10 protein-coding genes, 1 pseudogene and 1 riboswitch are annotated in these 11,804 nt (G+C 73.2%); of the genes and pseudogenes, 4 read left to right on the top strand and 7 right to left on the bottom strand.

Features of this window, described 5'->3' with window-relative positions:
* Positions 1–544: pseudogene (locus AC2TEW_RS18565) on the bottom strand (LamG domain-containing protein); the annotation flags it as partial.
* 360 nt (positions 545–904) lie between these two features.
* Positions 905–2,878: an anthranilate synthase family protein gene (locus AC2TEW_RS18560; RefSeq protein WP_484624446.1), complete on the bottom strand. Its 1,974-nt coding sequence runs from the start codon at positions 2,876–2,878 to the stop codon at positions 905–907.
* A gap of 249 nt (positions 2,879–3,127) precedes the next feature.
* Here AC2TEW_RS18560 and AC2TEW_RS18555 point away from each other — a divergent pair, with 249 nt between their 5' ends.
* Complete coding sequence (locus AC2TEW_RS18555) at positions 3,128–4,537, top strand: class II 3-deoxy-7-phosphoheptulonate synthase (RefSeq protein ID WP_484624445.1); 1,410 nt, start codon at positions 3,128–3,130, stop codon at positions 4,535–4,537.
* 214 nt (positions 4,538–4,751) lie between these two features.
* Complete coding sequence (locus AC2TEW_RS18550; protein WP_033824705.1) at positions 4,752–4,988, top strand: (2Fe-2S)-binding protein; 237 nt, start codon at positions 4,752–4,754, stop codon at positions 4,986–4,988.
* A 21-nt stretch (positions 4,989–5,009) separates the two neighbouring features.
* On the opposite strand, the gene bfr is transcribed toward AC2TEW_RS18550, so the two are convergent.
* A complete protein-coding gene (gene bfr, locus AC2TEW_RS18545) occupies positions 5,010–5,489 on the bottom strand; it encodes a bacterioferritin (protein ID WP_033824704.1) in 480 nt (159 codons plus the stop codon).
* Positions 5,490–5,681: 192 nt separating this feature from the next.
* On the opposite strand from bfr, the gene AC2TEW_RS18540 reads away from it, so the two are divergent.
* Complete coding sequence (locus AC2TEW_RS18540; RefSeq protein ID WP_484624444.1) at positions 5,682–6,311, top strand: sulfite oxidase-like oxidoreductase; 630 nt, start codon at positions 5,682–5,684, stop codon at positions 6,309–6,311.
* A gap of 22 nt (positions 6,312–6,333) precedes the next feature.
* On the opposite strand, the gene pknB is transcribed toward AC2TEW_RS18540, so the two are convergent.
* The 4 genes from pknB to thiO form a co-directional block, all read right to left on the bottom strand.
* Entirely contained in the window at positions 6,334–8,079 is a 1,746-nt protein-coding gene (gene pknB / locus AC2TEW_RS18535; RefSeq protein ID WP_484624456.1) for a Stk1 family PASTA domain-containing Ser/Thr kinase, read from the bottom strand.
* An 88-nt stretch (positions 8,080–8,167) separates the two neighbouring features.
* A complete protein-coding gene (locus AC2TEW_RS18530; protein WP_033824702.1) occupies positions 8,168–8,965 on the bottom strand; it encodes a thiazole synthase in 798 nt (265 codons plus the stop codon).
* A 5-nt stretch (positions 8,966–8,970) separates the two neighbouring features.
* Positions 8,971–9,180: a sulfur carrier protein ThiS gene (gene thiS / locus AC2TEW_RS18525; protein WP_484624443.1), complete on the bottom strand. Its 210-nt coding sequence runs from the start codon at positions 9,178–9,180 to the stop codon at positions 8,971–8,973.
* The gene (gene thiO, locus AC2TEW_RS18520) at positions 9,177–10,355 is read right to left on the bottom strand and encodes a glycine oxidase ThiO (RefSeq protein WP_484624442.1); all 1,179 of its coding nucleotides are present in this window, start codon (positions 10,353–10,355) and stop codon (positions 9,177–9,179) included. Before thiO ends, thiS begins: the two co-directional genes overlap by 4 nt.
* Positions 10,349–10,461: riboswitch (TPP riboswitch) on the bottom strand. It overlaps the preceding gene by 7 nt.
* Positions 10,462–10,539: 78 nt before the next feature.
* Between thiO and AC2TEW_RS18515 the strand changes: the two genes are divergently transcribed.
* Entirely contained in the window at positions 10,540–11,745 is a 1,206-nt protein-coding gene (locus tag AC2TEW_RS18515; RefSeq protein WP_484624441.1) for an NAD(P)/FAD-dependent oxidoreductase, read from the top strand.
* Positions 11,746–11,804: the final 59 nt, after the last annotated feature.

The following is an 11,804-nucleotide window of genomic DNA, read 5'->3' as shown; positions in this document are numbered from 1 at the left end:
GCCGCAACTGGTCGAGCTCCGGGTTCTTCGCCGCCGCCGCGGTGTGCACCACGAGGATCTGGCTGAAGCCGGTGCGCGTCGCGGTCAGCTTCAGGTCCACGTCCGGCAGGATCGAGCGGTACTCCGCCGTGCTGCCGTCCACCACCGGCTTCGGCAGCGCGTGGGGCCAGCCGAGCGTCAGCTCCCTGCCCTGCGAGGCCATCCGCACCAGCGGCTGCGAGAGCCCGCCGCCGGAGAACACCACGTCCGCCGTCGCCGCCTTCGGCGCCACCGAACCGTCCGCCCGCACCGTCAGCGCCGGGTCGATGTCCACCCAGCCACCACCCGCCTTGCGCACCCGGTGCGGCTGCACGTACGTCGTCGCCACCAGCCTGCCGTCCGGCTGCGCGACCACGTCAACGGTCTCGGTGCGCTTCGACGCCACCTCCACCGGCTTCCCGGTCCGCCTCGCCTCGGCGACGGCCTCGCTCTCGGGTGAGGTGTCCTTGGCCGGTCCCGACTGCGCCGGGTTGGCGGGTGTTCCGGCGGCGGCCGTTGCCGCCACCGCCGGAGTGATCCCCGCACCGACGAGTGCCCCTACGGCAACCGCGGCGGCCAGCCAGCCGCGTGCGGACCGTCTCCACTCTGTATGTGCCACTGTGCCCCAGTTCCCAATTCTTAAGATCTTTTAATGCAGGCTGGCGGAGCTTCGCCGACGGCCGAACTGGGTGTCAAAGCGGTATTGCTGAGCGTGACTCTTTGTGTTGGATCAAGGGTGGTGAGACGTGCCAAATGGGTCAAAGGGGTGGTCAACTGTGGTCAAAGTCACGGCAATGCGTGACCCAGTGTCACATTTGGGGGGTGGGGACGGCGATGCCGGCGGCCCTCGTCAATGACGCATCCCGAGAGTATTCTTGACGGATGATCAGCCGGTGGCCACATGGGATCCCGTCCGCAGCAGCCCCGCGACGATGTCGACGCCCTCGCGGGTGAGGACCGACTCCGGGTGGAACTGGAGGGTGGCGAAGCCCGGGCCGCGCAGCGCGTGGACGTCGCCGGTCAGCGGGTCGCGGGAGAGCTCGACGGAGTCCAGCGCGAGGCGGGCCGCCTCGGCGTCGGTGCAGCGGGCGGTGAAGGTGCTGTAGAAGCCGACGGTGCGCCGGGTGCCGAACAGGTCGATGCTCTCCTGGGCGCCCTGGTAGGGGACGCCCTTGCGGACCAGCGGCAGCCCGAGCCGATGGGCGATCAGCTGGTGGCTGAGGCAGACCGCGAGCAGCGGCGCGCCGCGGCTGCCGGAGCGGGCGGCGGCGAGCGCGTCGGCGGCAATCGGCCGCAGCAGCGCCATCTTGGGGTCGGCCGGGTCCGCCGGGTCGCCCGGTCCGGGGCCGAGCACCAGCGGGCCGCGGTGCTCGGCCGCCAGCGCGCGCAGGCCCGGGGTGTCGTACCGGACCACGGTGACCCGGTGGCCGAGCGAGCCGAGCAGGTGGGAGAGCATCGAGGTGAAGGTGTCCTCGCCGTCCACGACCAGGGTGTGCGGGCCCTGCAGCGGCGCGGCGGGCTGCTGCATCCGCAGCCAGAACGGCGCCAGCCCGGCGCGCCGGGCGTCCAGCGCTGCCTGCACCCGGTGGTCGTCGGCCAGCCGCCGGGCCCCGCCGCCGGCCGCGCCGCCACCGCCGTCGACCGCGCCGCCGCTGCGCGCCGGGCCCGGGCGGGCGCCGATCGCGGCGAGCACCCCGGCCGCCTTGGCGTGGGTCTCGGCCACCTCGGAGTACGGGTCGGAGTGCCGGACCAGGGTCGCGCCGACCCGGACCACCAGGTCGCCGGTGGCGGGGTCGACGTCCGCGGTCCGGATGCAGATCGGGGAGTCCAGCTGCTGTCCGCCGCTGGCGCCGCGGCCGATCAGGGCCAGCGCACCGGAGTAGTAGCCGCGCCCGCCGCGCTCGTACCGCTTGATCACCCGGGTGGCGTTCTGGACCGGGCTGCCGGTGACGGTGGCCGCGAACATGGTCTCCTTCAGCACCTCCCGGACGTCCAGCGAGGTGCGCCCGCGCAGCTCGTACTCGGTGTGTGCGAGGTGCGCCATCTCCTTGAGCCGGGGGCCGAGCACCTGGCCGCCGAGGTCGCCGACGGTGCACATCATCTTGAGCTCCTCGTCGACCACCATGGTGAGCTCCTCCAGCTCCTTGGGGTCGTGCAGGAAGGCGAGCAGCGAGTCCAGGTCGGAGCCGCCGGCCGGATAGCGGTAGGTGCCGGAGATCGGGTTCATCACCACCGTGCCGCCGGACTGCCGGACGTGGACCTCCGGCGAGGCGCCGACCAGCACCCGGTCGCCGGTGTGCACCAGGAAGGTCCAGTACGCGCCGCGCTCCTGTTCCAGCAGCCGGCGAAGCAGCGTCAGCGCGGTGCCGGTGGTGAAGCCGTCGAGGCGGGCGCGGAAGTCGCGCCGGATGACGAAGTTGGCGCCCTCGCCGTTGCCGATCTCGTCCTCGATCACCCGGCGGACGATGCCGGCGTACTCCTCGTCGTCGATGTCGAAGCCGCCGCCCTCCAGCCGGACCGGCTGCCGCGGCAGTGCGGCGAGCAGGTCGGCCAGCGGGAAGGCGTACTGCTCCTCGACGGCGAGCGCCTGCAGCGGGGTGGCGTCGTCGTGCGCCTCGAAGCCGCGTTCGCGGATCTGCCGGTACGGGACCAGGGCGAGCAGGTCGTGGCGCGGCCCGTCGGCGGGCAGGCCGGTGGGCACCGGCAGGTCGGCGAGCGTGTCGTGGCTGCCGACGGTGCCCAGCAGCACCTCGACGGTGTCCGGCGCGAGCCTGGGGGTGCGGCGGTGCAGCACCGCGAAGGCGGGCGCGCCGGGGGAGGTGAGACGGGCGAGCAGGGCGGCGGGGCCGGTGGTGGTCACGGGTGCGGCGGTCCTTCCGGGAGGGTGGGCGGGGAGCTGTGCTCCGGTCCGCTGTCCGGGAGGGCCGTCAGAGCCTCGATACGCCGACGGCCGCCCCGGGGGGCGGCCGTCGTTCGTCTCAGGGACGCGCGTTTCGTGGACCACCCGAGGGGTTGGTCCACCACCAGCAGAGGGTGTGCGGCGCGTTCATGGGCACGAGCGTAACCGATGGGCCGGGGGTGTGAACCCGATCACCGAAATGTCCAGCAGATGTCTCACCCAGCGGTCGGTCGTCACAATCCGGTTGTCGCACCCCGTAGCCTTGATCCTGTGACCGTGACGACTGAGACATCGAGGACTGGCCACTCCTGGCAGTCCCTGCCCGCGGCGCAGCAGCCTGAATGGCCGGACCAAGAGGCGCTGCGCAAGACCCTTGCGGACCTCGCCTCGTATCCGCCCCTCGTCTTCGCCGGCGAGTGCGACCAGCTGCGCGCCAGGCTCGGTGCCGTCGCGCGCGGTGAGGCCTTCCTGCTGCAGGGCGGTGACTGCGCCGAGGCGTTCGACGGGGTCTCCGCCGAGCAGATCCGCAACAAGCTGAAGACCCTGCTGCAGATGGCCGCCGTGCTCACGTACGCGGCCTCGGTGCCGGTGGTGAAGGTCGGCCGGATCGCCGGGCAGTACTCCAAGCCCCGCTCCAAGTCGACCGAGACCCGCGACGGTGTGACCCTGCCGGTCTACCGCGGCGACTCGGTGAACGGCTTCGAATTCACCCCGGAGTCCCGGATCCCGGACCCGGAGCGCCTGAAGCGGATGTACAACGCGTCCGCCGCGACGCTCAACCTGGTCCGCGCCTTCACCACCGGTGGCTACGCCGACCTGCGCCAGGTGCACGCCTGGAACCAGGACTTCGTGCGCAACTCGCCGGCCGGGCAGCGGTACGAGAAGCTGGCCCGCGAGATCGACAACGCGCTGGCCTTCATGAACGCCTGCGGGGTCGCCCCCGAGGAGTTCAAGACGGTCGAGTTCTTCTCCTCGCACGAGGCGCTGATCCTGGACTACGAGACCGCCCTCACCCGGACGGACTCGCGCACCGGCCACCTGTACGACGTCTCCGGCCACATGGTCTGGATCGGCGAGCGGACCCGGCAGCTGGACCACGCGCACATCGAGTTCGCCTCGAAGATCCGCAACCCGATCGGGGTCAAGCTCGGTCCGACCACCACGGTCGACGAGGCGCTCACCCTGATCGACCGGCTCGACCCGGAGCGCGAGCCGGGCCGCCTCACCTTCATCACCCGGATGGGTGCGGGCAAGGTCCGCGAGCACCTGCCCAACCTGGTCGAGAAGGTCACCGCGAGCGGTGCCCAGGTGGTCTGGATCTGCGACCCGATGCACGGCAACACCTACGAGGCCGAGACCGGGCACAAGACCCGCCGCTTCGACGACGTGCTCGACGAGGTCAAGGGCTTCTTCGAGGTGCACCGCGCGCTCGGCACCCACCCGGGCGGCATCCACGTCGAGCTGACCGGTGACGACGTCACCGAGTGCGTCGGCGGTGGCGACGAGGTGTTCGAGGACGACCTGCACCAGCGCTACGAGACGGCCTGCGACCCGCGGCTCAACCGCAGCCAGTCGCTGGACCTGGCGTTCCTGGTGGCGGAGATGTACCGCAGCCACTGAGACCCGCCGACGGCGCCGGCCCGCGCCGGTGTGACGAAAGCCCCTCCCCGCTCGGACGATCCGAGCGGGGAGGGGCTTTTTCCTGTGCCGATCGCCGGGTAAGGTAAGGCTTAGCGAGGTAAGGCAAGGCTTTGCTGATCTTGCTCGCCGTAGCGCCGGCACCGTCCAGTACCTGCACCGTCCAGCACCGCCAGCACCACCGGGAGAGACCGCGATGTACGTCTGCATGTGCCATGCGGTCACCGAGGCCCAGGTGAAGGACGAGATCGAGGCCGGCGCCGTCACCCCGCGCCAGATCGCCAAGGGCTGCAAGGCCGGCACCGACTGCGGTTCCTGCGTCCGGCGGATCCAGGCCCTGCTCGGGGAGCACGGTGCCCGCCCGTGCCCGACATCCAGGCTGGCGGCCCGGCTGGGGCTCGCCGAGCCGGACTCCGCGCCGCTGGCGGCGTAGCGCCGTAGCGGCGGGGGCGGGTCAGGACTCCGGCTGCTCGATCAGCTGGGCCAGGTAGAGCGGCTCGCCGAGCTTCTCCAGCAGTTCGAGCTGGGTGTCGAGGTAGTCGATGTGGTGCTCCTCGTCGGCCAGGATGTCCTCGAAGATGTTGGCCGAGGTGACGTCGTTCTTGGCGCGCATCACCACGATGCCCCGGCGCAGCCGGTCGATCGCCTCGACCTCGACCTGCCGGTCGGCCTCGAACATCTCCTTCACGGTCTGCCCGATCCGGACGTGGAACAGCCGCTGGTAGTTGGGCAGGCCGTCGAGGAACAGGATCCGGTCGGTGAGCGTCTCGGCGTGCTTCATCTCGTCGAAGGACTCGTGCCGGGTGTACTTGGCGAGCTTGGTCCAGCCGTTGTTCTCCTGCATCTTCGCGTGCAGGAAGTACTGGTTGATCGCGGTCAGCTCGGCGGTGAGCTGCTCGTTGAGGAATTCGATGACCTCGGGGTCGCCCTTCATGGCGGTGCCTTCCTTGTCCCATGCGTCGCACGCGCTACCGCGGTTGGTGGCATCGTGGCACCCTTGCGGCCGGTAATTCCAGTAAGTTCACACTCACTCGGACATGTGTCGTATTGTCCGATATCCGCCAATCGGGGGGCGTGCGCGAGGGGCGCGCGAGGTGCGGCGCCCGCCGTCTGTCACCATGGAGAGATGGGTCAGCACCAACCGGAACAGCCTCAGCCGTCTGACCCGCGGATCCCCCCGGGCCAGCGGCTGCAGCGCGGCTGGCCGGTGCTGCACTACGGACCGGTGCCCCGCTTCAAACCGCAGAGCTGGGACTTCCAGGTGTTCGGCGCGACCGCCTCCGCCGAGAAGCACAGCTGGGACTTCGCCGCCTTCCACGCCCTGCCCCGGGTCACCGTCCGCGGCGACCTGCACTGCGTGACCCGCTTCTCGATGCTCGGCAACGAGTGGGGCGGGGTCGCCGCCAAGACCGTCCTCGACCTGGTCCCGCCGGCCGCCGGCGTCACCCACGTGATGGTCTGGGCCGAGTACGGCTACAGCGCCAACCTGCGGCTCGCCGACTTCGCCGACCCCGGCACCGTCTTCGCCACCCACCACAACGACGAGCCGCTCACCCTGGAGCACGGCTTCCCGGTCCGGCTGGTGGTGCCGCACCTGTACGCCTGGAAGGGGCCCAAGTGGGTCCGCGCGGTCGAGTACATGCGGGCCGACCGCCGCGGCTTCTGGGAGGAGCGTGGCTACCACAACCTCGCCGACCCCTGGGCCGAGCAGCGCTACTCGTACCAGGAGGAGCCCGGCGACGGGCCGCTGCGCTGAGCCCGCTCCCCGCCGCCGCGCCCTAGAACAGGCTGAAGGAGATCGTCACCACGGTGCCCTGCGGGCGCGGCTGCCCGGCCGGCGGGGTCTGCGAGGAGACCTTCCCGGTACCGAACAGGTTGAGGCCCGCGGTCTGCACCTTGAACCCGGCGTCGGTGAGCGCCTTGGTGGCCGCGTCCTTGTCCATCCCGACCACGTTCGGCACCGGGACCTGGCCCTTGCTGACCACCAGCGCCACCGGCGCACCCACCGCGAGCTGCCCGCCCGTGGCCGGGGAGGCACTGATCACCGAACCCTTGGGCACCGCGTCGTCGAACGCCTCGGTCACCGTGCCCGGGGTCAGCCGGGCGTCGGTGAGCGCCTTGCGCGCCGCCTCCAGCGGCTTGCCGGCCAGCTCCGGCACCTGGACCCGCTCCGGACCCCGGGAGAGCACCACCCGCACCGAGTCGCTCTTGCGGGCCCGCTGCCCGACCCCGGGGTCGGTCGAGATCACCTGCCCGGCCTGCACCGACTCGCTGAACTCCTGGACGTAGGTGCCGTGCAGCCCGGCCTTGTCGAGGGTCGCCTGGGCCTGCGCCTGGGACTGCCCGAGCACGGCGGGCACCGTGGTGTACACCGCGCCCGACAGCAGGTACGTGGTGACGGCGACCGCCGCCAGCAGCACCGCGATCGCACCCGCCCAGACGAACGGCTTGCGCGAGCGGCGCGGACGCGGCGGGCGGACCCGGCGCAGCTGCACGGTGTGGTGCGCGGCGGGCTCGTCCACCGGCGGGCGCGGCGGCAGCAGGTCCGGCGGCACCTCCAGCACGCTGGTCCGCTCCACCGGCGGCGAGATCACCGAGGTGACCTCGCCGGTCGAGTACTGCGGCGTCAGCCGGGAGGAGGCCGGCGGCTCCGCGTCCAGCTGGGCCTGGCTCAGCGTGCGCCGGGCCCGCTGCAGGGTGGCCAGCAGCTCCACCGCGTCCCAGGGCCGGGCCTCGGGGTCGTGGGCGGTGGCGGCGGCCACTATCGCGTCCAGCTCCGGGCCCACCGCCGGGGCGGACAGCGACGGCGCCGGGACCCGCTCGTGCAGGTGCTGGTACATCACCTGGGCGGGGTGGTCGCCGGAGTGCGGCTTGGTGCCGGTGAGCAGCTCGTACAGCAGGATGCCGGCCGCGTACACGTCGACCCGCTGGTCGGTCGGGGCCTGCCGGATCTGCTCCGGGGCCAGGTACGAGACGGTGCCGAGCACGGTGCCCGCCTCGGTGGTGCTGGTGACCTCGCCGCCGGCCGCCGAGAGCAGCCGGACCAGGCCGAAGTCGGCGACCTTGACCATGCCGCCCTCGGTGATCAGGACGTTCTCCGGCTTGATGTCCCGGTGCACCAGGCCGGCCCGGTGGGCGGCGCCGAGCGCGGCCAGGATCGGCTCCATCACGTCCAGCGCGGCCCGCACCGACAGCGCGCCCCGGTCGCGCAACACGTCCCGCAGGTTGGAACCGGGCACGTACTCCATCGCCAGGAAGACGGTCTGGCCGTCGGCGCCCTGGTCGAAGACGTTCACCACGTTGGGGTGGGCCAGCCGGGCGATGGCCTTGGCCTCGCGGATGAACCGGGCCGTGAAGTCGCTGTCGCCGACCAGCGACGGGTGCATCACCTTCAGCGCCACCACCCGGTCCAGCCGGGTGTCCAGCCCCCGGTAGACCGTGGACATCCCACCGGCGGCGACCCGCTGCTCGATCCGGTACCGGCCGTCGAGCAGCGTTCCGATCAGGGGGTCGCGCAGCGTCATGTCCACCAGAGGAGTGTAGAGGCGCAGGCCCCGGGCGGGCCCGGGGCCTGCCCGTCGCGGGCCGGTCTGTGCCGAAGTTGAGACCCGGTCAGAACGCCGGGCGCTCCCGCACGTCCAGTTCGGCCCGGCCGGCCATCGCCGAGGAGGCCTCGGCGTGGAACCGGCGCGGGATCCGCCCGGCCCGGTGGGCGAGCCGCCCGGCCTCCACGCCCCGGCGCATCGCCTCGGCCATCAGCACCGGGTCCTGGGCCCGGGTCACCGCGGAGGCCAGCATCACCGCGGCGCAGCCCAGCTCCATCGCCAGCGCCACGTCGGAGGCGGTGCCGGCGCCCGCGTCCAGCACCACCGGGACGCCCGCGTTCTCCACGATCAGCTGGAAGTTGTGCGGGTTGCGGATCCCGAGGCCGGAGCCGATCGGCGAACCCAGCGGCATGATCGCCGCACAGCCGACGTCCTCCAGCTTGCGGGCCAGCACCGGGTCGTCGTTGGTGTACGGCAGCACCGTGAAGCCGTCGTCGACCAGCGTCTCGGCGGCGTCCAGCAGCTCGATCGGGTCGGGCAGCAGGGTCCGCTCGTCGGCGATCACCTCCAGCTTCACCCAGTCCGTGCCGAGCGCCTCGCGGGCGAGCCGGGCGGTCAGCACCGCCTCCCCGGCGGTGAAGCAGCCGGCCGTGTTGGGCAGCACCCGGATGCCGTTGCGGGTCAGCACGTCGAGCACCGACCCCTGGGTGCCGGGGTCGACGCGGCGCATCGCGACCGTGGTCAGCTCGGTCCCGGAGACCAGCAGCGCCTGCTCCAGCACGTCCAGGCTGGGGGCGCCGCCGGTGCCCATGATCAGCCGGGAGGTGAAGGCCGTCCCGGCGATGGTGAGAACGTCGTCCGCCACGGCGCTCAGCCGCCCTGGACGGCGGTGAGGATCTCGACCCGGTCGCCGGCGCTCAGCACCGTCGCGGTCCACGACCCGCGCGGCACCACCGCCTCGTTGAGCGCCGCGGCCACCCCCGAGGGCGCCTTGCTCAGCTGGGCCACCACCTCGGCCAGCGTGGTCGAGGCGGGCAGCTCGCGGGGCTCGCCGTTGACGGTGAGCGGAATCTGGTTCATGACGGGACCTCTGCGGTGAAGCGGCTGGGGGAGAAGGGGGCGGCGAGTCCGGGCAGCACACCGGTGGCCAGCTGCTCGGCGATCAGATCGGCGGTGACCGGGGTGAGCAGCACGCCGTTGCGGTAGTGGCCGGTGGCGGCGGTGAGGCCGGGCAGTGCGGTCGGGCCGAGCAGCGGGGCGTTGTCGGGCGAGCCGGGCCGCAGCCCGGCACCGGTCTCCGCCAGCGGCAGCTCGGTGATGCCGGGGATCAGCTCGTGCGCGTCGCGCAGCAGCTCGTACACGCCGCCGGCGGTGACGGTGGTGTCGTGGCCCAGCTCCTCGCTGGTCGCCCCGATCACCAGCTCGCCGTCGGCCCGCGGCACCAGGTAGATGTGCTGCCCGCGCACCACGGCCCGCACGTTGCGGGACAGGAACGGCGCGTACGGCTGCGGGATCCGCAGCCGCAGCACCTGGCCCTTGACCGGACGGACCGGCGGCAGCACCCCGGCGGGCAGCCCCGGCAGCAGGTGGCTGCGGCAGCCCGCCGCCAGGACCAGCTGCCCGGCGGTGAGCTCGGAGCCGTCGGCCAGCCGGACCCCGGTGGCCCGGCCGTCCTCGACCAGCAGCGCGGCGGCCTCGGACCGGTGCAGCAGCACGCCCTCGCGTTCGCACGCGGCCAGCAGGGCCTTCGCCAGCCGCCGGCCGTCCACCTGGTGATCGCCCGTCACCTGCAGCCCGCCGCGCACTCCCGGGGCCAGCATCGGCTCGAGCTTGCGGCACTCGCGGCCGGTCAGCCAGTGCGACTCCAGTCCGAGCCGCTGGTGGAAGGCGAGCAGCTCGCGCAGCTCCTCGCGGTCGTCGGAGTCCAGCGCCACCGCCAGCGTGCCGGTCCGGCGGTAGCCGGTGTCCAGGCCGGTGGCGGCGGTCAGCTCCGCGGCGAAGTCGGCGTACCGCTCGTTCGACGCCATCCCGAGCCGCAGCAGCGGCTCCTCGCCGTACTGCAGCTCCGTGACCGGCGCCAGCATGCCGGCCGCGACCTGCGCCGCCCCGCCGCCCGGCGCCGGGTCGACGACAGCGACCGCCAGTCCGCGCTGCGCCGTCCGCCAGGCCACGCCCAGGCCGATGATCCCGCCGCCGATCACCAGCACGTCGGGCGTGCGCGCCGCCGGCGTCCCGGCCGCAGATGTCCGTGCCAAAGTCGGTAACTCCCTTCGCCGGCATGACCCGGATCAGGTTCGGACGGTCGCAGGCCGCACCAGCCCGCCTCTCAGCCCGGTGCACCGGGCTCCCGTGTGAGGTGCCCGTCCACCATAACGCCGGGCGCCGCCCATCCCGAAGGTGCGTACGGAGGGTGGACACCCCGCTGGATAGGCTGACCCGGTGGTCGAACTGAAGAGAACCGGACGAGTGGTCGTGGTCGGGGCGGGCATGGCGGGCGCCCAGGCCGCCCTGGGCCTGCGGCGCGGAGGCTGGGAGGGCCGGATCTCGCTGCTCGGCGACGAGCCGCACCGCCCCTACGACCGGCCGCCGCTCTCCAAGAACGTGCTGCTCGGCCAGGCCGACAGCACCGCCTTCGACATCGACTGGGACCACCTCGGCATCGACCTGCTGCCCGGCCGCCGCGCCCTCGCCCTCCACCCCGGGGTGCTGCACACCGACGCCGGCGAGCTCCCGTACGACGGCCTGGTGATCGCCACCGGCGCCGCCCCCCGGCCGCTGCCCGGCGCCCCCGGCGCCCGCCTGCTGCGCACCCTGGACGATGCCCTCGCGCTGCGGGAACGGCTGCGCCCGGGCGTGCGGCTGGTGCTCGCCGGGGCCGGCTGGATCGGCGCGGAGACCGCGACGGTGGCCCGGCAGCTCGGCTGCGAGGTGACCGTGGTCGAGGCGGGACCGGCCCCGCTGGCCGGAGCGCTGCCCGGACCCGTCGGCGCGGCGATGGCCGGCTGGTACGCCGCCGCCGGGGTCGACCTGCGCTGCGGGGTCGGCGTCCTGGCGGCCGAACCCGCGGCGGTGGTGCTCACCGACGGCACCCGGCTGGCCGCCGACGAACTGCTGGTCGGCGTCGGCGCCCGTCCCGCCACCGGCTGGCTGGCCGGTTCCGCGGTGGAACTCGACCCCGACGGCGCGATCCTGGTCGACGACCGGCTGCGCACCACCGCCCCCGGCGTGTGGGCGGTGGGCGACTGCGTCTCCTACCCCTCGGCCCGCTCCGGCACCCGGCTGGCCGTCCAGCACTGGGACCACGCGCTGCAGTCCGGCGGCGCCGCGGCCGCCGTGATGCTCGGCGCCGACACCCCCTACGACCCGGTGCCGTACTTCTGGTCCGAGCAGTTCGGGCACATGGTCCAGTACGCGGGCCGGCACGCCGGTGCCGACGAGCTGATCCACCGCGGCTCGCCCGAGGAGGCGTCCTGGTCGGTGCTGTGGCTGCGTCAGGGGGCGCTGGTCGCGACCCTGTCGGTGGACCGCCCGCGCGACCTCAACCAGGCCAAGCGGCTGATCGACCGGGGTGCGGTGCTCGACCGCGCCCTGGCCGCGGACCCGTCCGTCCAGCTCAAGGCGGCGGCCGCCGGACCGGGGTCCTGACCGGGGGCCGGCCGGGTGGCCGACCGGGGGAGCGGCGGGGCCCGGCCGGGGAGGTGGTG

It is taken from the genome of Kitasatospora sp. NEAU-CNBT7 (assembly GCF_057220535.1).
Note: the sequence above shows the minus strand (reverse complement) of the source record. Positions and strands in the feature narration are given on the sequence as shown.

Coding starts and splice junctions, on each gene's coding strand:
- AC2TEW_RS18550 (WP_033824705.1), top strand. CDS start 4,752: ATGTACGTCTGCATGTGCCATGCGGTCACCGAGGCCCAGGTGAAGGAC.
- AC2TEW_RS18555 (WP_484624445.1), top strand. CDS start 3,128: ATGTCTCACCCAGCGGTCGGTCGTCACAATCCGGTTGTCGCACCCCGT.
- thiS (WP_484624443.1), bottom strand. CDS start 9,180: ATGAACCAGATTCCGCTCACCGTCAACGGCGAGCCCCGCGAGCTGCCC.
- AC2TEW_RS18540 (WP_484624444.1), top strand. CDS start 5,682: ATGGGTCAGCACCAACCGGAACAGCCTCAGCCGTCTGACCCGCGGATC.
- pknB (WP_484624456.1), bottom strand. CDS start 8,079: ATGACGCTGCGCGACCCCCTGATCGGAACGCTGCTCGACGGCCGGTAC.
- bfr (WP_033824704.1), bottom strand. CDS start 5,489: ATGAAGGGCGACCCCGAGGTCATCGAATTCCTCAACGAGCAGCTCACC.